This window comes from Streptomyces sp. 5K101, assembly GCF_046506645.1.
GTDB lineage: Bacteria > Actinomycetota > Actinomycetes > Streptomycetales > Streptomycetaceae > Streptomyces.
Map to the genome: position 1 here is coordinate 198,377 of NZ_JBKFFO010000001.1, position 21,093 is coordinate 219,469.

At 69.9% G+C, this 21,093-nt stretch carries 15 protein-coding genes; 5 read left to right on the top strand and 10 right to left on the bottom strand.

Annotated elements, in window-relative coordinates:
- Positions 1–27: 27 nt before the first annotated feature.
- Entirely contained in the window at positions 28–1,521 is a 1,494-nt protein-coding gene (gene rpsA, locus ACLB9X_RS00910; protein ID WP_031072721.1) for a 30S ribosomal protein S1, read from the bottom strand.
- A gap of 352 nt (positions 1,522–1,873) precedes the next feature.
- On the opposite strand from rpsA, the gene ACLB9X_RS00915 reads away from it, so the two are divergent.
- On the top strand, positions 1,874–2,704 hold the full coding sequence (locus ACLB9X_RS00915) for a class I SAM-dependent methyltransferase (RefSeq protein WP_410358225.1): 831 nt from the start codon (positions 1,874–1,876) through the stop codon (positions 2,702–2,704).
- Between the two features lie 114 nt (positions 2,705–2,818).
- Positions 2,819–5,473, top strand: a complete 2,655-nt coding sequence (locus ACLB9X_RS00920; RefSeq protein WP_410358226.1) for an ATP-dependent RNA helicase — start codon at positions 2,819–2,821, stop codon at positions 5,471–5,473.
- 217 nt (positions 5,474–5,690) lie between these two features.
- Here the strand turns inward: ACLB9X_RS00920 and ACLB9X_RS00925 are convergent, their stop codons facing one another.
- The 3 genes from ACLB9X_RS00925 to ACLB9X_RS00935 form a co-directional block, all read right to left on the bottom strand.
- Positions 5,691–6,692, bottom strand: coding sequence for a DUF3068 domain-containing protein (locus ACLB9X_RS00925; protein ID WP_410358227.1), 1,002 nt, complete (start codon positions 6,690–6,692; stop codon positions 5,691–5,693).
- Between the two features lie 10 nt (positions 6,693–6,702).
- Positions 6,703–6,840 carry an SPW_0924 family protein gene (locus tag ACLB9X_RS00930; protein WP_177148804.1) on the bottom strand — a complete coding sequence of 46 codons (138 nt, stop codon included), beginning with the start codon at positions 6,838–6,840 and terminating at the stop codon, positions 6,703–6,705.
- 175 nt (positions 6,841–7,015) lie between these two features.
- Positions 7,016–8,722: a lytic transglycosylase domain-containing protein gene (locus ACLB9X_RS00935; protein ID WP_410358228.1), complete on the bottom strand. Its 1,707-nt coding sequence runs from the start codon at positions 8,720–8,722 to the stop codon at positions 7,016–7,018.
- 221 nt (positions 8,723–8,943) lie between these two features.
- Here ACLB9X_RS00935 and ACLB9X_RS00940 point away from each other — a divergent pair, with 221 nt between their 5' ends.
- Positions 8,944–9,747 (top strand): DUF4184 family protein, encoded by an 804-nt coding sequence (locus ACLB9X_RS00940; RefSeq protein ID WP_410358229.1) that lies wholly within the window; start codon positions 8,944–8,946, stop codon positions 9,745–9,747.
- Between the two features lie 45 nt (positions 9,748–9,792).
- Here the strand turns inward: ACLB9X_RS00940 and polA are convergent, their stop codons facing one another.
- On the bottom strand, positions 9,793–12,501 hold the full coding sequence (polA, locus tag ACLB9X_RS00945; RefSeq protein ID WP_410358230.1) for a DNA polymerase I: 2,709 nt from the start codon (positions 12,499–12,501) through the stop codon (positions 9,793–9,795).
- A 142-nt stretch (positions 12,502–12,643) separates the two neighbouring features.
- On the opposite strand from polA, the gene ACLB9X_RS00950 reads away from it, so the two are divergent.
- Complete coding sequence (locus ACLB9X_RS00950; protein ID WP_410358231.1) at positions 12,644–14,923, top strand: FdhF/YdeP family oxidoreductase; 2,280 nt, start codon at positions 12,644–12,646, stop codon at positions 14,921–14,923.
- A gap of 51 nt (positions 14,924–14,974) precedes the next feature.
- Complete coding sequence (locus ACLB9X_RS00955) at positions 14,975–15,433, top strand: PaaI family thioesterase (protein ID WP_410358232.1); 459 nt, start codon at positions 14,975–14,977, stop codon at positions 15,431–15,433.
- Between the two features lie 106 nt (positions 15,434–15,539).
- Here ACLB9X_RS00955 and ACLB9X_RS00960 read toward each other — a convergent pair whose 3' ends face one another.
- The 5 genes from ACLB9X_RS00960 to ACLB9X_RS00980 all read right to left on the bottom strand — a co-directional run bounded on the left by ACLB9X_RS00960 (position 15,540) and on the right by ACLB9X_RS00980 (position 20,991).
- On the bottom strand, positions 15,540–16,229 hold the full coding sequence (locus ACLB9X_RS00960) for an ABC transporter ATP-binding protein (RefSeq protein WP_410358599.1): 690 nt from the start codon (positions 16,227–16,229) through the stop codon (positions 15,540–15,542).
- 74 nt (positions 16,230–16,303) lie between these two features.
- Positions 16,304–17,347, bottom strand: coding sequence for an ATP-binding cassette domain-containing protein (locus tag ACLB9X_RS00965; RefSeq protein WP_410358233.1), 1,044 nt, complete (start codon positions 17,345–17,347; stop codon positions 16,304–16,306).
- Entirely contained in the window at positions 17,344–18,732 is a 1,389-nt protein-coding gene (locus ACLB9X_RS00970; RefSeq protein WP_410358234.1) for a branched-chain amino acid ABC transporter permease, read from the bottom strand. Before ACLB9X_RS00970 ends, ACLB9X_RS00965 begins: the two co-directional genes overlap by 4 nt.
- Positions 18,729–19,652: a branched-chain amino acid ABC transporter permease gene (locus ACLB9X_RS00975; protein ID WP_410358235.1), complete on the bottom strand. Its 924-nt coding sequence runs from the start codon at positions 19,650–19,652 to the stop codon at positions 18,729–18,731. Before ACLB9X_RS00975 ends, ACLB9X_RS00970 begins: the two co-directional genes overlap by 4 nt.
- A gap of 178 nt (positions 19,653–19,830) precedes the next feature.
- Positions 19,831–20,991 carry a branched-chain amino acid ABC transporter substrate-binding protein gene (locus ACLB9X_RS00980; protein ID WP_410358236.1) on the bottom strand — a complete coding sequence of 387 codons (1,161 nt, stop codon included), beginning with the start codon at positions 20,989–20,991 and terminating at the stop codon, positions 19,831–19,833.
- Between the last annotated feature and the right edge of the window lie 102 nt (positions 20,992–21,093).

Consider the following 21,093-nt stretch of genomic DNA (forward strand, 5'->3'; position numbering starts at 1 on the left):
GCTGTTCAGCCGCGCGGGGTCAGAGCCTCAGCTCTGGCCGCCGGCCAGCTTCTCGCGCAGGGCGGCCAGCGCCTCGTCCGACGCCAGGGCGCCGGAGTTGTCGTCCGACTCCGAGGAGTACGAACCGCCGGTCGGCGCGGCGGCCGGAGCGGCGGCGCCACCCTCGGCAGCAGCGGCCTCGTCGGCCTCGCGGGACTTGATGACCTGGGCCTGGTGCTGCTCGAAGCGCTGCTGCGCCTCGGCGTACTGGGTCTCCCACGCCTCGCGCTGGGCCTCGTAGCCCGGCAGCCAGTCGTTGGTCTCCGGGTCGAAGCCCTCGGGGTAGATGTAGTTGCCCTGGTCGTCGTAGGACGCGGCCATGCCGTACAGGGTCGGGTCGAACTCGACCGAGGCCGGGTCGGCACCGAAGGACTCGTTGGCCTGCTTCAGCGAGAGGCTGATGCGACGACGCTCGAGGTCGATGTCGATGACCTTGACGAAGATCTCGTCGTTGACCTGGACGACCTGCTCCGGGATCTCCACGTGGCGCTCGGCCAGCTCGGAGATGTGGACCAGACCCTCGATGCCCTCGTCGACGCGGACGAACGCGCCGAACGGAACGAGCTTGGTGACCTTACCCGGGACGACCTGACCGATCTGGTGGGTCCGGGCGAACTGCTGCCACGGGTCCTCCTGCGTCGCCTTCAGCGACAGGGAGACGCGCTCGCGGTCCATGTCCACGTCGAGAACCTCGACGGTGACCTCCTGGCCGACCTCGACGACCTCGGACGGGTGGTCGATGTGCTTCCAGGACAGCTCGGAGACGTGGACGAGACCGTCGACGCCACCCAGGTCCACGAAGGCACCGAAGTTGACGATCGAGGAAACGACGCCGGAGCGGACCTGACCCTTCTGCAGGGTGGTGAGGAAGGTCTGGCGAACCTCGGACTGGGTCTGCTCGAGCCAGGCACGGCGGGACAGGACCACGTTGTTGCGGTTCTTGTCCAGCTCGATGATCTTGGCCTCGAGCTCCTTGCCCACGTAGGGCTGGAGGTCGCGGACACGACGCATCTCGACGAGGGAGGCCGGCAGGAAGCCACGGAGGCCGATGTCGAGGATGAGACCACCCTTGACGACCTCGATGACGGTACCGGTGACGATGCCGTCCTCTTCCTTGATCTTCTCGATGGTGCCCCAGGCACGCTCGTACTGGGCGCGCTTCTTCGAGAGGATCAGGCGGCCTTCCTTGTCCTCCTTCTGGAGAACCAGGGCCTCGATCTCGTCGCCGACCTTGACGACCTCGTTCGGGTCGACGTCGTGCTTGATCGAGAGCTCGCGGCTCGGGATGACACCTTCGGTCTTGTAACCGATGTCGAGCAGGACCTCGTCCCGGTCGACCTTCACGATGACGCCGTCGACGATGTCGCCGTCGTTGAAGTACTTGATCGTCTCGTCGATCGCGGCGAGGAAGGCTTCCTCGTTACCGATGTCGTTGACCGCAACCTGCGGGGTGGTGGCGGTGGTCTCGGTGCTGCTCGTCATGTGGGAAAGGGCTCCGGTACGGACATTGAAGTCGTAGGTACTGCTACGCCGAGAGCCCGTATCGCAGCTGCAGAAGACCGGACAGCCTAGGAAGCGCCGACCAGGATTCCGGAGGCGCCTCGTGAACCGAGGGGACATACATACAGATGCGAGCGCGGCCTGCTCCGTCTGAGGCGCGCAGGCCCGCAGCGCAACTTGTAGCATACGGGGGCAGCCGGACACGGTCAATGCGCGAAGCCGCACACCGGGGGCGGAACGCCACATACCCGGCACAACTAATGTTTGCCGAGGCCACAATGGCTTCACTCGAGCCCTTCGACGGTGCGATAGGCAAACTACAACGACGGTGACGATGAGCCAAGAATTCGAACCGGAAGCGACCCGCCGTGACGCCGGGGAGGCGGAGAGCAGCCGGGCAAACCGTGGCTGGTGGGACCGGAACGCCGACGAGTACCAGCAGGACCACGGCGCCTTCCTGGGCGACGACCGCTTCGTCTGGGGCCCCGAGGGGCTCGACGAGGCGGAGGCGGGACTGCTCGGGCCCGCCGGGTCGCTGAAGGGCCTCGACGTCCTGGAGATCGGAGCCGGCGCGGCTCAGTGCTCGCGCTGGCTGGCGGCTCAGGGCGCGCGGCCCGTGGCCGTCGACCTCTCCCACCGCCAGCTGCAGCACGCGCTGCGCATCGGCGGGGACGTCCCGCTCGTGGAGGCGGACGCGGGGACACTACCCTTCCGGGACGGCTCCTTCGACCTTGCCTGTTCCGCCTACGGCGCGGTGCCTTTCGTGGCCGACCCGGTGCGGGTCTTCCGCGAGGTCAGGCGGGTGCTGCGGCCGGGCGGTCGGTGGGTCTTCTCGGTCACGCACCCGATCCGGTGGGCTTTCCTGGACGAGCCCGGCCCCGAGGGGCTTTCGGTGGCGGCCTCGTACTTCGACCGCACTCCGTACGTCGAGCAGGACGAGGAGGGCCGTGCCGTCTACGTCGAGCACCACCGCACGCTCGGCGACCGGGTGCGCGACGTGGTCGCGGGCGGCTTCCGACTGGTCGACCTGGTCGAGCCGGAGTGGCCGGCGTGGAACAGCCAGGAGTGGGGCGGCTGGTCGCCGCTGCGGGGGAACCTGATCCCGGGGACGGTGATCTTCGTCTGCGAGCGGAACGAGGCGGAAGCCCCACCGGTCACAGGCTGAGGAAGGACTGAGCCGCCTGCCCGTCGACCTGCGCTTGCCATATGAACGCACGAGTAGTGCTGCCTGTGGACAACCCGGAACGGCGCCCGGGCCGGACCGTACGAGACTGATGGCGTGATCCGAACCGAAGCTGTCGACCGCCTTCCCGTCCGCCATGCCGTGCCCGAGCTGCTGAGCGCGCTCGACGAACGCGGCACGGCCGTCCTGCAGGCCCCGCCGGGCACCGGCAAGACGACGCTCGTGCCGCTGGCGCTCGCCGGTTTCATCGGGGGCGGCCCGCAGCGCCGGGTGCTGGTCGCCGAGCCGCGCAGGATGGCCGTGCGGGCCGCGGCGCGCCGAATGGCGTGGCTGCTCGGGCAGGAGCTGGGCGACGGCGTGGGGTTCTCGGTGCGCGGTGAGCGGCGGGCCGGCCCCCGTACGCGCGCCGAGGTGGTCACGACGGGGGTGCTGCTCCAGCGACTGCAGCGCGATCCCGAGTTGCTGGGCGTCGACGTGGTCCTGCTCGACGAGTGCCACGAGCGGCATCTGGACGCGGACACCGCCCTCGCCTTCCTGGTGGACGTGCGGGCGACGCTGCGCCCGGAGCTGCGTCTGATCGCGGCGTCGGCGACGAGTGACGCACAAGCGTGGTCCGAGCTGCTGACCCGGCTCGACGGCTCGGGGCCCGCACCTGTCGTCCGCAGTGAAGGGCAGGGGCACGGGGCAGAGGTCCGCTTCGCGCCACCGCCGGCCGGTGTCCGCCCGGCGCACGGCACGTGGGTCGATCCGCAGCTGCTTCGGCATGTGGCGGCCACCGTGCGGCAGGCGCTCGACCGTCACGAGGGAGATGTCCTCTGCTTCCTGCCGGGCACGGGAGAGATCGCGCGCACGGCCGGGATGCTCGACGGAGTGGACGCCGAGGTCCTTCAGCTGCACGGTGGGGCGCCTGCGGCGGTCCAGGAAGCGGTGCTGCGCGGGGGCGACCGGCGGCGGGTGGTGCTCGCGACGTCGGTCGCCGAGTCCAGCCTGACCGTGCCGGGCGTGCGGATCGTCGTCGACTCGGGTCTGGCCCGGGAGCCGCGGGTCGATCACGCGCGGGGGCTGGGCTCGCTGGCGACGGTGCCGGTGTCGGCGGCCGGAGCGACGCAGCGGCTGGGCCGAGCGGGCCGGGAGTCGTTCGGCACGGTGTACCGCTGCTGGTCGGAAGCGGACGACGCCCGGCGACCGCGCCACCCCTCCCCCGAGATCAAGATCGCGGACCTCGCGTCGTTCGCGCTGCGGACGGCCTGTTGGGGCGACCCGGACGCGGGCGGTCTCGCCCTGCTGGACGCGCCACCGGCGGGTGCGATGGCTGCGGCACGGTCGGTCCTGCACGTCATCGGCGCGGTGGACGACGGCGGCCGGGCGACGGGACGCGGGGTGCGCATGGCACGGCTCGGCGTCCACCCCCGGCTGGCGCGCGCTCTGCTCGACGGTGCACCTGAGGTCGGCGCGCGGCGCGCGGCGGAGATCGTGGCGGTGCTGAGCGAGGAGCCGCCGCGCGAGTACGGCGACGACCTCGCGGCGGCATGGCGTACGGCTCGGCGCGGCGGTGACGCCTACGGCGCACGGTGGCGGGCCGAGGCGGATCGGCTCATGTCGTCGCTGTCGGCGGCGGACGGTCCGGAGCCGGGGACAGCGGCCGCGACCGAGGCGTCCGGCCGGGCAGACGGGAGAGGGACAGCGGGGCGGACCTCCGAGGTCCTCGGCGCGGCCGGCGGCATACCAGCGGCCGGAGGACGAGCCGGAGCTGGATCCGCGTCCCTGGGGCAGGACGCCGCCGCGGGGCTCGTCGCGGCGCTCGCCTTCCCGGAGCGGGTGGCGAAGGCGCGCGGTGAGCTGTCGTTTCTCATGGTCTCGGGCACCGGGGCCGGGCTCGGTGAGGGTTCGGGCCTGCGGCGGGCTCCGTGGCTGGCCGTCGCGGTCGCCGACCGGCCCGCGCATGCGGCCTCCGCGCGGGTGCGGCTGGCGGCGGTCGTCGACGAGGAGACGGCGCGTGCGGCCGCTTCTCATCTGCTGTCGGAACGGGAGGAGGTGCACTGGGAGGACGGTGACGTGGTCGCCCGGCGGGTGGAGCGTCTGGGAGCGGTGGAGTTGTCCGTACGACCGCTGGGGGACGCAGACCCCGGCCTCGTGCGACAGGCACTGCTGGAAGGGCTGAGCAGCGAAGGGCCCGCGCTGCTGCACTGGACTCGTGAAGCGCAGGGGCTGCGGGAACGGCTCGCGTTCCTGCACAGGGTGCTGGGGGCACCGTGGCCGGACGTCTCGGATGCCGCACTGGTGGAACGGGCCGGGGACTGGCTGGAGCCCGAGTTGTCCCGGGCCAAGCGGCGGGCGGACCTCGGCCGCATCCAGGCGCGCGAGGCCCTGCAGCGTCTGCTGCCGTGGTCGACGGGGGACGCGGTGCGACTGGAGGAGCTGGCGCCGGAGCGGATCGAGGTGCCGAGCGGGTCACGAATACGGGTGGAGTACGGCGGGGAGCAGCCGGTGCTTGCCGTGAAGCTGCAGGAGCTGTTCGGTCTTCGTCAGACGCCGACGGTCGCGGGCGTGCCCGTGGTGGTGCACCTGCTCTCCCCAGCAGGGCGGCCTGCCGCGGTGACGACGGACCTGGCCTCGTTCTGGCGGGACGGGTACCGAGCGGTGCGGGCGGAGCTGCGGGGGCGCTATCCCAAGCACCCGTGGCCCGAGGATCCGGCGACGGCCGAGCCCACCCGGCACACCAAGGCCCGGGCCGCGCGCTCGTCGCCCTGAGGCCGGATGCGGCGCAGGACGCGTACGCCGCGAGGCCACCGCCCAGAGCTCCTGGACCGCCCACACCTCCTAGACCGCCCAGACCGGCCGGTGGCCAGGACGGCAGGCGACCAGGGGGGCCTGGCCGCTCAAGCCGACTGGGCGGCCAGGGGGGACCAGAGGCCAGAGCGGTCGTGGTCAGGGGGGCCGCTCAAGCCCGATGGGCGGCCGGGGCGGGTCAGGAGGCGTGGGCAGGTGCCGTGGGCCCTGCCGCGGTCGCCCGAGCGGGGCCGTGAGGCCGGCGGCCGCGGGCCTCGAGGATCAGAGCCAGTGTCAGCAGACCGCCGCCCACAACGAGAAGCCCCGACGGAAGATGGGAGGTCATCAGGAGCACGAGCCGTCGCTGGGAGCTCACGAGGTCGACCGTGTAGTCGATGTAGTCCTCGCGCATCTTCACGTGGCCGGCGAAGGCCGTGACCTTCTCGCGGCCGCCGAGGAGGGTGCCGCCGCGCAGTTCTTCCTTGTGGATCTCTTCGCCGTTGACGGGCGCGCCCGTGACCGGCTCCACCCAGAACATGCGCTTGGTGGTGTACCAGCGGGTGGTGCCGGTCTGCTTCTCCAGGGTGGTGGCGTCCACGCCCGGGATGGGCATCGTCTTGGGGTAGGGCACCTTCGTCCACGGGATGGTCTGCTCGAAGTAGTAGACCTCGAGCCCACGGAAGGTACGGGTCCCCTTGTAGTGGATGGGGGCGGAGGTCCGGGCCTGCGCGTCGAAGTACGTGTAGTCACGCTTCTCGGTGAGGAAGGGCCACTTGAACTCGATGCCTTCGCGCCGCACCGCGTCGCCGTCGACCGATTCGCCGGTGGCATGGACGGGTTCCTGGCTGTGGGCGTCGAAGATGTAGCGCTCGGGGATCCGGGAGACCATTTTGCCGTCGGGACCCTGGACATACGAGAGCGAGTCCCAGACCACCACGTCGCGGCCCGCACTGCGTTCGATCCGCTCGGACTCCTCCACATTGCCCTTGAGGGTCTGGACGATGGTGACCTTCTCGACCTCCTTGGCCGTGAGGGTGCCGTAGTCGAGGAGGGTCGCCGGCTTCGCCTCGAGCACCATCTCCTGGTACTGCCCGGCGGGGATCTTGGCGAGCCGGGGGAAGGCGTACCAGCGCAGCAGGGGCGCGAGGGCGGCGAAGAAGACGGCGAGGGCGAGGAGTACGAGTCCGGCTCTGCGACGCATGGCCGTCTCCCTACTTCTTAGGGCCGGGGACGGTGGTCAACAGCGGCTTGGGCGACGTCTCACCGGCGGGTGCGCCGATCGCCGTCACGGTGAGGACCAGGGCGAAGGCAGCGGCCAGTCCGATGGCGGCGGCGGCGAGGGCGCGCATGCTCGGCCTCCCGGGGGTGTATCTGATGACGCGTCAGGATGGGGCACCGTAGCAACGCGACCGTGAGATGAGAACAGCCGGTGACAGCAGAAGGTGACAGGAGAAAAGGAGCAACACATGCGACCGCCCCTCGGCCCGAGGGGGCGGAGGGGCGGGGCGGTGACGGCCGTCCGGATCAACCGGTGGGCGTCGGGGACGGGGAGGGAGACGTCTCGGCCGGTGCGACGACCTTCAGTTCGATGTCGAGTGACCCGCCGCCGGGGCTGGTGAGACGCAGGAGGTAGGTGCCCTCGTTGTTGTCCGCGTAGATCTTCGGGAGCGTCAGCAGGCCGTTGGCATCGGCCCTCAGGCCGGTGAGAGTGCGAAGGGGGTTGTCCTGGGCGTCCTTGAAGTAGGGGCCCTTGTCGTTCGCGGTCGGCGTGTCACCGGACGTGATCATGGTGGCGGTCATCTCGACGCCGGCGGCCGCCGCACCCCGGCAGGTGGCCTTGACCTGGATGGCCTGCGTGAACTCGGCGCCGGGCTCGGCCGTCTGGGCCTCGTCGCCGGTCCTCACGATCGTGTCCGCGACCCGCTCGGTCACGGTGGCAGTGAAGTCGACGGGAGCCAGGTCGCGTCGCTCGACCGTCGCGCGGACGGTGAGGGTGCCGGTCTTCTCGCCCGCGCGCAGGGCGGGGGCGGTGACCGTGCCGTCCGACGCGGTGAGCAGGACGACGCTGGTCCGGCCCTCCGGGAAGCGGGTATCGGTGTCGCCGATGACGGAGAACCGTACGGCCTCCCGCGCCACGCCTTCGCCCCGGGAGTTCTCCACCCGGACCTTGGCGCGTGCGGTGAAGTCCTGACCGGCCGTCGCCGTCATCCGCCCGGTGCCGGCGTCCTCGATGTGTGTGATGGGCGCGGGGGTGGGGGGCGGTGTCGGGGTGGGCGTGCCACCGGGCTCGGTGGGCCCGGGGCTCGGCGTCGTCCCCGGCTGCTGAGGATTCGGTGTGGGCTTGGGCTTCGGCTTCGGCTTGGGTGCCGGCGGCGGCGTAGGGGTCGGGGTGGGCAGCGGGCCGGCACTGTCCGGTCCGTCGCCCACGGGCAGCACTCCGGTGCCGTCCGGGACCTCGTGGGTGCCGCGCTTGTAGTACTCGAACCACGACATCACCGTGCGCAGGTACTCCCGCGAGTGGTTGTAGCCGAGGATCGCCCTGTCCAGGTCCTCCTGGACCGTCAGGTCCCTGCCGCCGTGGCACAGATAGCGGCCGGCGGCGAGCGCGGCGTCGTAGATGTTGTTGGGGTCCTTGCGGCCGTCGCCGTTCGCGTCCTGGCCCCAGGTGGCCCAGGTGGAGGGGATGAACTGCATGGGACCGACGGCCCGGTCGTGCACGGTGTCGCCGTCGAACGCACCGTTGTCGGTGTCGGAGATGTTCGCGAAACCGACGCCGTTCAGCACCGGACCCAGGATCGGAGCCAGCGTCGTACCGTTCGCGTTCACCCGCCCGCCGCGCGCCTGACCCGACTCCACCTTTCCGATGGCGGCCAGCAGCTGCCACGGAAGACGGCACGCCGGATCGGTCTCGGCGAGGGCCTTCTCCGCCTGCTTGTAGGCGGCGAGGACGGTCGCCGGTATGCCCGCCTTGCCGGGTCCGGTCACCGGCACATCGCCCGAAGCGCCTGGACTGTCAGGGGTGTTCAGGGGAGGGAGGTCCGTGTAGTAAGGGGAGTTGCCGGTCACCGGCGTGCCGGGCGGAGGTGTGGCGTCGGCCGCCTCCTGGCCTTCGCCCGTGGTGGCGGGCGCGACGCCCGGCGCCTGGGAGGCGGAGAGTGCAGCCACCGCGGCCGCGGCGACGGCGGTTGTCGTAGCCCCCCTGCGCAGTCGGCGGCCGAATTGCGCTGCCATACGTCTGGTCCCTCCCCGTCGGCGGCTGCTCGCGCTCCCCTGCGCGAAAGTCCATCGTGACCCTAGTGCAACTCCGCGCGCCGTAAAACCGTCACCTGACCGGTATTCACCGGTTCGCCACCTACCGGCATTCCGGATCCGTGTGCACCCAGGGAAGGGCAACGGAATCGCGCATACTGAGCAGCATTGATCAACAGCGGTCGTCACAGGGGGCTGACACCATGCCGTTCACCTTGAGCCACGCCGCGGCGGTGCTGCCGGGCCTCCGGACGGACGGGACGGCGCGCGGACCGCTGTTCGCCTCGGCACTCGTCCTGGGTTCGTTCGCGCCCGACATAACGTACTTCGCGGCGAGTTTCGTGCCGGGGGCGATGGGCTTCGGGCTTGTGACCCACGGGCTCTTGGGTGTGCTCACGATCGACGTCGGCCTCACCGTCCTGCTGCTCGCGGCCTGGCTGATGGTGCGCGATCCGCTGATCGCGCTCCTGCCGGACACCTGGCGGGGCAAGGTACACACGGTGCTGCGGGGGCGCGCCTGGGGGGAGCGGCCTCCGCTGGTGTCCGCGCTGTGGTTCTACATTTCGGCGGTGCTCGGTGCGACGACGCACGTGGCGTGGGACGCGTTCACCCACGTCGACCGGCGGGGCATGCAGTTGCTGCCCGTGCTGGGCGAGACGGTCGCCGGGTTTCCGCTCTACACATACGCGCAGTACGGCAGTTCGGTGCTGGGGTTTGTCGCGCTGACGTGGTTCCTGGTGTCGGCCCTGCGCCGCGCGGAGCCGACGCTGCCGCCCGACCACGGACTGCCGCCGCTCGACCGCCGCGAGCGCCGCATCGCCGCGACGGTGCTGGGAGCGTGCGTGTTCGCGGGGACGCTGCACCGCTGTGTGGGCTGGTACGCGTACGGGGGCCGCGCCGAGACCCCGTTCGACGTGATCCCGACGGTGTGCTTCGGCGCGGGGGCCGGGCTTGCGGCGGGTCTGCTGCTCTACGGGGCGGCGGTCCGGGTCCGCTCCCGCGGATGATGCCGGTGCCCCGGAAGCCCGAAGGCCCCCGGGGCACCGGGAACCTCAGTGGGCGGCGGACTCCCAGTCCGGGCCGACCCCCACCGAGACGTCCAGCGGCGCCCGCAGGGACACCGCCGAGGCCATCTCGCGGCGGACCAGCGCCTCGACCTGCTCGCGCTCGCCCGGGGAGATCTCCAGCACGATTTCGTCGTGGACCTGGAGCAGCAGGCGCGAGCTCAGCTTCGCCTCCGTCAGCGCCCGGTCCACGTTCAGCATGGCCACCTTGACGATGTCCGCCGCCGTGCCCTGGATCGGCGCGTTCAACGCCATCCGCTCGGCCGCCTCCCGGCGCTGCCTGTTGTCGCTGTTGAGGTCGGGGAGATAGCGGCGGCGGCCCAGCATCGTGGCCGTGTAGCCGGTCGCCCGGGCCTCGTCCACGACGCGGCGCAGGTAGTCGCGAACCCCGCCGAACCGCTCGAAGTAGGTGTCCATGAGGACGCGCGCCTCGGCCGGCTCGATGTTCAGCTGCTGGGAGAGACCGAACGCCGAGAGGCCGTAGGCGAGCCCGTACGACATGGCCTTGATCTTGCGGCGCATCTCCGCGTCGACGGCGGACCGCTCCACCGCGAACACCTGGGAGGCGACCGTGGTGTGCAGGTCCTCGCCGGAGGTGAACGCCTCGATGAGGCCCTCGTCCTCCGACAGGTGCGCCATCACGCGCAGCTCGATCTGGCTGTAGTCGGCGGTCATCAGGGACTCGAAGCCCTCGCCGACCACGAAACCGCGGCGGATCGCGCGGCCCTCGTCCGTCCGCACCGGCACGTTCTGCAGGTTCGGATCGGTGGAGGAGAGGCGGCCCGTGGCGGCGACGGTCTGGCTGAAGGTGGTGTGGATACGACCGTCGGACGCGATGGTCTTGATCAGGCCCTCGACCGTGGACCGCAGCCGGGCCTGCTCGCGGTGGCGCAGCATGATGACCGGCAGCTCGTGGTCGGTCTGGGCGGCGAGCCAGGCGAGCGCGTCCGCGTCCGTGGTGTAACCGGTCTTGGTCTTCTTGGTCTTGGGCAGGTTCAGCTCGCCGAAGAAGACCTCCTGGAGCTGCTTGGGTGAGCCCAGGTTGAACTCGTGGCCCACCGCGGCGTGCGCCTCCTTCACCGCCTGCTGCACGGCGCCGGCGAACTGCTGCTCCATCGCCTCCAGGTGGGCGCGGTCGGCGGCGATGCCGTGCCGCTCCATCCGCGCGAGCAGCAGGGAGGTGGGCAGCTCCACGTCGTGGAGCAGGCCGGCCGCCCCGACCTGAGTCAACTTCTCGCCGAACGCCTCACCCAGATCGAGGACGGCCCGGGCCTGTGCCATCAGCGCGTCGGCCTCGGCCTGCTCGTCGGCGCCGAAGGCCAGCTGCCCGTCGGCCGCGGCGGGCGCGAGCTCACGGTGCAGGTACTCGACCGACAGCGCGTCCAGTGCGAAGGACCGGCGCCCGGGCTTGACGAGGTACGCGGCGAGCGCGGTGTCCATCGTGACGCCGGCGAGGTCCCAGCCGTGCTCGGGGAAGACCCGCAGGGCCTCCTTCGCGTTGTGCATGATCTTGGGGCGGGACGCGTCGGCCAGCCACGTGGTGAACGCCTTCTCGTCGGACTCGTCCAGCTGCGTCGTGTCGAACCAGGCCGCCTTGCCGTCGGCGGCGGCCAGGGCGACCTCGCTGACGCTGCCGACGCCCAGGCCCCAGCTGTGGACGGTGGCCACGCCGAGCGGCTGGTGGCCGTGCTGGTCCAGCCAGTACGCCAGCTCGCCCGTGCCGAGCACGCTGCCGTCGAGCTCGACACCGGCCGCGGGGGCCGGGGCCTCCTCCGCCTCGGCGCCCGGGTCCACGGCGAGCAGCCGCTCGCGCAGGCTCGGGTTGCGGATCTCCAGGACCTCCAGGAAACCCTTGAGCGCGGTGCGGTCGTAGGGCGCGCGCTCCAGGTCGGCGACGGACTTCGGCAGCTCCACGTCGCGCACCAGCTCGGTGAGGTGGCGGTTGAGCTTGACCGACTCCAGGTGGTCGCGCAGCGCCTGGCCGACCTTGCCCTTGACCTCGTCGGCGCGCTCGACCAGCTCGGCGAACGAGCCGAACTGGTTGATCCACTTCGTGGCCGTCTTCTCACCGACGCCGGGGATGCCGGGCAGGTTGTCCGACGGGTCGCCGCGCAGGGCGGCGAAGTCCGGGTACTGCTGGGGGGTGAGGCCGTACTTCTCCTCGACCTTGGCGGGCGTGAACCGGGTCAGCTCGGAGACGCCCTTGGTCGGATACAGCACGGTGGTGTGCTCGCTGACCAGCTGGAACGAGTCCCGGTCACCCGTGACGATCAGCACCTCGAAGCCCGCGGCCTCGGCCTGGGTGGCCAGGGTGGCGATGACGTCGTCCGCCTCGAAGCCCTCGACGGCGAAGCGCACCGCGTTCATCGTGTCGAGCAGCTCGCCGATCAGCTCGACCTGACCCTTGAACTCGTCGGGGGTCGTCGAGCGGTTCGCCTTGTACTCGGGGAAGTCCGCCGAACGCCAGGTCTTGCGGGACACGTCGAAGGCCACGGCGAAATGCGTGGGCACCTCGTCGCGGAGCGTGTTCGCCAGCATCGACGCGAAGCCGTAGATCGCATTCGTCGTCTGGCCGCTCGCGGTCGTGAAATTCTCCGCGGGCAGCGCGAAGAACGCCCGGTACGCCAGGGAGTGCCCGTCCATGAGGAGCAGGCGCGGTCGATTGTCTGCCGTCTTCTTCGATGCTGTCTCAGCCACGGACCCGATCCTGCCACGGACCACTGACATTCCCGACCCACAGCCGTCGGCACCCGGTCCGCCGGCGGTCTGGGCCGATGTCGGTGGTACGTGAAAGGATCGACGCCGTACAAGAGGAAGACGACGCTCGAAGGAGAGCGCGATGCCCAGCAAGCCGCCCGCAGGTGACCCGGTCCAGGACGCGCCCGAGGTCGCGGCGCCGCAGCACGCGGCGGCGGGCCTGCCCGCCATCGGGCACACGCTGCGCATCGCCCGGCAGCAGATGGGTGTGCGCCGCACGGCACAGACCCTGCTGCAGGTCAACCAGAAGGACGGCTTCGACTGCCCCGGCTGCGCCTGGCCCGAGGGCGACAGGCGCCACGTCGCCGAGTTCTGCGAGAACGGTGCGAAGGCGGTCGCCGAGGAGGCGACGCTGCGCCGGGTGACGCCGGACTTCTTCGCCGCGCACACGCTCGCCGATCTCGCGAGCCGCAGTGGTTACTGGCTGGGCCAGCAGGGGCGTATCACCCAGCCCATGTACCTCCCGGAGGGCGCCGACCGGTACGAGGCGGTGACGTGGGAGCGGGCGTTCGCGATCATCGCCGAGGAGCTGGGGGCCCTGTCGTCCCCGGACGAGGCGCTCTTCTACACCTCCGGGCGCACGAGCAACGAGGCGGCGTTCCTGCTGCAGCTGTTCGCCCGCGAATTCGGGACGAACAATCTGCCCGACTGTTCGAACATGTGCCACGAGTCGTCCGGTTCCGCGCTGACCGAGACGATCGGCATCGGCAAGGGCAGCGTCTCGCTGGAGGACCTGCACCAGGCCGATCTGATCATCGTGGCCGGTCAGAATCCCGGTACGAACCATCCCCGGATGCTCTCCGCCCTGGAGAAGGCCAAGGGCTCGGGCGCGCGGATCATCTCCGTGAATCCGCTGCCCGAGGCGGGCCTGGAGCGGTTCAAGAACCCGCAGACCCCGCGCGGCATGGTCAAGGGCGTCGCCCTGACCGATCTGTTCCTGCAGATCCGCATCGGTGGGGACCAGGCACTCTTCCGGCTGCTCAACAAGCTGATCCTTCAGACGCAGGGCGCGGTCGACGAGGAGTTCGTCCGCGAGCACACCCACGGGTACGAGGAGTTCGCCGCCGCCGCGCGGTCGGCGGACTGGGCGGACACCCTCGCCGCGACCGGCCTGGAGCGCGCGGAGATCGAGCGCGCGCTCGCCATGGTGCTCGCGTCGAAGCGCGTCATCGTATGCTGGGCGATGGGCCTGACCCAGCACAAGCATTCCGTGGCGACCATCCGCGAGGTGGTCAACTTCCTGTTGCTGCGCGGCAACATCGGCCGTCCGGGCGCCGGTGTGTGCCCGGTGCGCGGCCATTCGAACGTGCAGGGCGACCGCACGATGGGCATCTTCGAGCGTCCCTCGGAGGCGTTCCTGGACGCGCTGGAGCGGGAGTTCGGTTTCGCGCCGCCGCGCCACCACGGGCTGGACGTCGTCCGCTCGATCGAGGCGCTGCGCGACGGCCGGGCCAAGGTCTTCTTCGCCATGGGCGGCAATTTCGTGGGGGCGACGCCGGACACGGAGGTCACGGAGGCGGCGATGCGCCGCGCGCGGCTGACCGTGCACGTGTCGACGAAGCTGAACCGCTCGCACGCCGTCACCGGCCGGCGGGCGCTGATCCTGCCGACGCTGGGCCGCACCGACAAGGACGTCCAGGCGGGCGGCCGTCAGGTCGTCACCGTCGAGGACTCGATGGGCATGGTCCACGCCTCCCGCGGGAATCTGCCGCCCGCGAGCCCGCACCTGCTCTCCGAGCCGGCCATCGTCGCCCGCATGGCGTGCGCGGTGCTGGGGCCGGCGTCGACGACGCCCTGGGAGGAGTTCGAGAAGGACTACGGGACGATCCGCGACCGGATCGCCCGGGTCGTGCCCGGCTTCGAGGACTTCAACGAGAAGATCGCCCGGCCCGGCGGTTTCACCCTCCCCCATGGCCCGCGCGACGAGCGCCGCTTCCCGACGGCGACGGGCAGGGCGAACTTCACCGCGGCGCCCGTGGAGTACCCCTCGGTGCCCGAGGGCCGCCTGCTGCTGCAGACCCTGCGCTCGCACGACCAGTACAACACCACGATCTACGGTCTCGACGACCGCTACCGCGGTATCAAGGGCGGCCGCCGCGTGGTGCTCGTCCACCCGGACGACGCACGCGCACTGGGCCTGGCGGACGGTGCGTACGCCGATCTGGTCGGCGAGTGGAAGGACGGCGTGGAGCGCCGGGCCCCCGGCTTCCGGGTGGTCCACTACCCGACGGCGCGCGGCTGCGCCGCCGCGTACTACCCGGAGACGAACGTGCTGGTGCCGCTGGACTCCACTGCGGACACCAGCAACACCCCCGCCAGCAAGTCCGTGATCGTGCGTCTGGAACAATCTCCCTCCGCCTAAGCGTTTGCTCAGGCAGTCAGGGAAGTGCCGTACGACGATCGGAGCCGGCCCATGGGCGAGCAGACCACCGTGAAGTTCCCGCAAGAGGTCATCGACGAGTACGCGGAGCTGGGCATCGACCTGCCCGCGCTCTTCTCCGCCGGCAGCCTGGGCAACCGGATGGGCGTGCAGATCGTCGAGGCGTCGGCCGAGCGGGTCGTCGGCACCATGCCCGTGGAGGGCAACACCCAGCCGTACGGCCTGCTCCACGGCGGCGCCTCCGCCGTGCTGGCGGAGACCCTGGGATCGGTGGGTTCGATGCTGCACGGCGGCTCCTCCAAGATCGCCGTGGGCGTCGACCTCAACTGCACGCACCACCGCGGAGTGCGCTCGGGCCAGGTGACGGGCGTGGCGACGCCGGTGCACCGGGGGCGCTCGACGGCCACGTACGAGATCGTGATCACGGACGAGCAGGACAAGCGGGTGTGCACGGCACGGCTGACGTGCCTCCTGCGCGACGCCCAGGGCTGACCTCCCGGGCGATCCCGGCCGGATCCCCGGGCCGGCCACCGGCACTCCGGACACGACGAAGGGGCCAGAAGACCGAAGTCTTCTGGCCCCTTGTCCGTCACGGCCGTCAGGCAGCGCCCTCACCGAGATACGCCGCACGGATACGGGTGTCGGACAGCAACTCGGCCGCCGGGCCGGACATCGCCACCGAACCCGTCTCCAGGACGTAGCCACGGTCGGCCAGCCCCAGCGCCTGCGTGGCGTTCTGCTCGACGAGCAGCACGGTCGTGCCCTGCTTGTTGATCTCCTCGATGATCTCGAAGATCTGCTGCACGATCAGTGGAGCCAGACCCATCGACGGCTCGTCCAGCAGCAGCAGCTCCGGCCTGCCCATCAGGGCCCGGCCGATCGCCAGCATCTGCTGCTCACCGCCCGAGAGGGTGCCCGCGAGCTGCGAGCGACGCTCGGCCAGACGCGGGAACAGAGTGAACACACGGTCCATGTCGGCGGAGTCCACCGAGTTGAACCGGTACGCACCCATCTCCAGGTTCTCGCGGACCGTCATGGTCGCGAAGACCCGCCGGCCCTCGGGCACGTGCCCGATACCGAACTGCACCAGCTCGTGCGACTTGATGCCGTCGATGCGCTCACCGCGGTACAGCACCTCGCCCTGACGGGGCTGGAGCATGCCCGACACGGTGCGCAGCGTGGTCGTCTTGCCCGCGCCGTTGCCGCCGAGCAGGGCGACGATCTCGCCCTTGCGCACCGTCAGGTCGATGCCCTTCAGGGCCTCGATGGCGCCGTAGAAGACGTGCATGCTCTTGAGTTCGAGGAGGGTCTCCTCCGCAGAGCCGGTGGTGCCGGCCTCGTTCTGCAGCTCAGTCGTGGTGCTCACTTGCCGCTCTCCTCGTCCGACGCAGCGCCGTCATCCGCCGCCTGATCCGTCGTCACCTCGTCCGAACCCGCCGACTCCGACGCGCTCTCGTCCGAACCCGCCGACTCCGACGCCGTGTCATCCGACGCCCCGGTCTCGGCCTCGGCGTTCTCGTCCGACGACCGCTGGTCGGCGATCACGGCCTGGACCGCCTCGGCGTCCTCGGCGGACGAGCCCAGGTAGGCCTCGATGACCGCCGGATGCTGCTGCACCTCGCTCGGCGACCCCTCGGCGATCCGCTTGCCGAAGTTCAGGACCATCACCCGGTCCGCCACCGACATCACCAGACGCATGTCGTGCTCGATCAGCAGCACGCTCACACCCAGCTCGGTGTTGATCCGGCGGATCAGCTGCTCCAGCTCCAGCTTCTCCGTCGGGTTGGTCCCCGCCGCCGGCTCGTCCAGGAGGAGGACCTGTGGATCGGTCGCCAGCGCTCGCGCGATCTCCAGGCTGCGCTGGTCACCGTACGACAGGCTGCCGGCGATCTCGTTGAGCTTGCTCTCGAGACCGACGAACTTCAGCAGCCGGTGCGCCCGCTCGTCGCTGAGCCGCTCCGCCTTACGGGCGTTCGGCAGCCCCAGCATGATGGACACGGGACCGGCCTTCAGCCGGGTCTCCGCCGCGATCTTCACGTTCTCCAGCGCCGTCAGCGCCGAGAACAGCCGGATGTTCTGGAACGTACGCGCCAGGCCCACCCGGTTGACGATGTGCGGCTTGCTGCCCAGCAGGGACTTCTGGTCGCCGTCCTTCGAACGGAAGACGATCTTGCCTTCCTGCGGGGTGTACGCCCCGGTGAGCGAGTTGAACAGCGAGGTCTTGCCCGCACCGTTCGGACCGATCACGGCCAGGACCTCGCCCCGGCGCATGCGCACGTCGACCTTGTCCAGCACGGTCAGACCGCCGAACCGCAGCGTCAGCTCCGACGCCTGCAGCACCAGGTCCGCACCGGCGGCCGAGGGCTCGGCGCCCGCCGTCGCCTCGTTCTTCACGTCGGTGCTCATGAGATCTTGCCTCCTGCCGGCTCGGACATGGCGTCCGCGTCGCCCATGCCTTCCTCCGCCATCCTCAGCTCGCGCTGCCTGCGGCGGGACGGCCAGACGCCCTGCGGCCGGTAGATCATCATGACCACCAGCAGCGCGCCCAGGTACATGTAACGGTCGGACGGGTCCACCCAGTCCTTCAGCGCCTCGGGCAGCCACACCAGGATCGCCGTACCGATCAGCACACCCGGGATCGAGCCCATGCCACCGAAGATGACGTACGCGAGGATCAGGATGGACTGCAGCAGCGGGAAGACCTCGGGGTTGATGTACCCGTACTTGCTGGTGAAGATCACGCCGGCGACACCGGAGGTCGAGGCACCGATCGCGAACGCCATCAGCTTGAACCGGACCGTGTCCACACCGTTCGCGGCGGCCGCGATCTCGTCCTCACGGATGGCCGTCCACGCACGGCCGACCCTGGAGTGCTCCAGCCGCGAGAACAGGAAGATCACCAGAATGATGAAGAAGACCAGCAGGTACCAGTAAGGCAGCGGCTTGATCGACCACTTGTACTCGATACCGGCGAAGTCGATCGAGAAGTCCGGGATGAGACGGGCACCCTGCGGGCCACCGGTCAGACCGTCCGCGTTCTTCGCGACCAGGTAGATGATCTCGTGGAATCCGAGCGTCACGATCGCCAGGTAGTCACCGCGCAGCCGCAGGGTCGGAGCACCCAGCAGCACGCCGCAGATCAGACACGTCACGACCGCGACCGGAATGACCCAGAAGTTGTTGAGGATCACCGGCGGCTCGATGGGCAGCCGGCCCGTCCAGTACGCCGTCGAGTACGCGCCGACCGCGAAGAAGGCGAAGAAGCCGAGGTCCAGCAGACCCGCCCAGCCGATCACCACGTTGAGACCGATCGCCAGCAGCGCGAAGATCGCGATCTGGTCCACCAGGACGGTCTGCCACGTCCGCGCCAGCCCCGAAGGAATGACCAGGACCAGCACCAGGAGGAGTGCCAGCGCGCCGAGGCGCAGCCGCTTGTCCGTGCGGAAACGCTCCAGCAGCGAACCCACCGGGCCGGACGTCGTGGCCTTCGCCGACGACTTGACCTTCGTGAAGCTGCCCTTGATCGGCGTCCCCGCGAACTCGCGCAGAGCCCACACGCCGACCGTGATCGCCAGGCAGATCCACAGCCTCGGGCTCGTGAACGTCGACTCCAGCGAGAAGAAGATGTCCCGGGTGTTGCCCTGTTCGCCGGTCACCACCGCGAGCAGCAGACCGAGCGCGATCATCGCCCACAGCCGCGAGAACCGCTCCTTGCGATACCAGGCCGTGCGGCGCAACTTCGCCGCTGCAGACGGCGTCAGGTTCCTGGACGTAGTCTCCACCGTGCTCATGCCGCCCTCCCCACTCGCTCGCCGAGGATGCCCATCGGGCGGAACATCAGCACCAAGATCAGCACGACCATGGCCGAGACGCTGCGCCACTCGTCACCGAGCAGCGGCACCGTCATCGTCTCCACGATGCCGATCAGGATGCCGCCGAACATCGCGCCGCGGATGTTGCCGATACCGCCGACGACCGCGGCGGCGAACGCGGTGATGCCGGGGATGAAGCCCATCGTGTAGGAGACCTGGTTCAGGTTGGCGAACAGGAAGCCCGCCACACCGCCCAGGACACCGCCGATGATGAACGTGCGGGAGATGACCCTGTCGATGTTGACGCCCATCAGGCCGGCGACCTCGGCGTCCTGCGCCACCGCGCGGATGCCCTTGCCCAGCTTGGTGCGGTTCACCAGCAGGTCGAGCCCGATCATCATGACCACGGCCGTCGCGAACTGCAGCAGCTGGGTGATGTTCACACCCGCGCCGAAGATCGAGAACACCTCGCGGTTGTCGTACATCTCCGGCAGCGGCAGCGGGTCACGCCCGAAGAGCTTGCCCGCCAGGTTGTACAGGAAGAACGAGGCGCCGATCGCGGTGATCAGGAAGATCAGGCGAGGAGCGCCGCGTCTGCGCAGAGGCCGGTACGCGACCTTCTCCAGGCCGTACGCCGTGACACCGCCGAACAGCGCCGACCCCGCCATCGCGAGGGCAACGAAGCCTATGGACGCCAGAGCGGACGGATTGTCCCCCGGATTGACGAGCTGAAGGACGATGAGGCTGCCGTAGGCGCCCAGCATGAACACCTCGCTGTGCGCGAAGTTGATCAGCTGCAGCACACCGTAGACAAGTGTGTAGCCGATGGCGATGACGGCATACAGCGAGCCGAGCATCACCCCTAGGACGAGATAGTCCCAGAATTCCTGAAGGGACATGGAGCAGACTTCCTTGTGGGAGCTGAGCGGACCCGGGCGCTCGTGGCGACGAGGGCGGACCGCGGGCGGAACATTCGAATCAGTGAGGGCTTACGACTCCCCACTTCGCGGACGGGGGCCGGGAGAACTGCCGCCTCCCGGCCCCCAGTCGCATGGCATCAGCCACTAAGCCCCAGCGTCAGCCGGCCAGCTCGTTGATGTTGCCCTGGTACCCGATCTTGCCGCCCTTGACCTGGTACAGGTAGACGTCGGTGCCCTTGAACTCGCCGTTCTCACCGAAGGAGAACGTCTTCGTCAGGCCCTTGTACGAGGCCTTCGCCAGCGCGTCGCGCAGAGCCTCACGCTCGACGTCGGCACCGGCCTTCTTGATCTCCGCGATGACCATGTTGGTGATGTCGTACGCCTCGGCGGAGTACGTGCCGGGGGCCCGGCCGAACTCCTTCTGGTAGTCCTCGGCGAACTTCTTCGTGCCGGCCTCGACCGTGGCGTCGGTGCAGGGGCAGGTGAGGAACCAGTTCTCGGAGGCGTCACCGGCGAGCTCGACGAACTTGATGTCGTTCGAGCCGTCGCCCGAGATGCCCGCGCCCTTGTAGCCCGCGTCCTTGAGCTTCTTCGCGAACGGCGCCAGGTCCTGGTAGTAACCGGCGTAGATCAGCGCGTCGGCCTTGGAGTTGACGACGTCCTTCGCGGTGGCGGAGTAGTCCGGGGTCTTCTGCGGCACGGACTTCTTGACGACCTCGACGCCGGCGTCCTTCAGACCCTTCTCGGCGACGGTCGCCAGGCCCACGCCGTAGTCCGTCTTGTCGTCGATCAGGTAGACCTTCTTCGCCTTGAGCTTCTTGGCGAAGTAGGTCGCCATGCCGGCGCCCTGCATGTTGTCGTTGGGGACACCGCGCAGGAAGCTGGTGAACCCGTTCTTCGCGTCGGTCAGCAGCGGGTTGGTCGCCGACGGCGAGACCGTCACGAGACCCGACTCCGCGTACAGCGGCGACGACGTGTTCGTCGGGCCGGAGAAGGCGGGACCGACCACGGCGACGACCGACTCGTCGTCGATGATCTTCTGCGCGGCGGCCGTGGCCTTGTCCGGCAGACCCTGGTCGTCACCCGCGACGTACTCGAGCTTGAAGCCGAGGTCGCCCTTCGCGTTGGCCTGGTCGATGGCCAGCTTGACGCCGTTCTGCATGTTCTCGCCCAGCGCGACGTTGTCGCCGGAGAGCGGGCCCTGGAAGGCGATCTTCACGGCACCGCCGTCGCTGCCCGAATCGGAACCGCATCCGGTAAGCGCCAGAGCACCCACTGCCAGCGGTATGGCGAGCTTGACGATAGTCTTGTTCAGCACTACGAACCCCTTGGAGCCGCCCGAACGATCTTGTCTGCGGGCGCATTTGTCGTCGCCTCGCAGGACACCGCTAGTCCGAGCGGTGTGCCGGGAATGTAATCG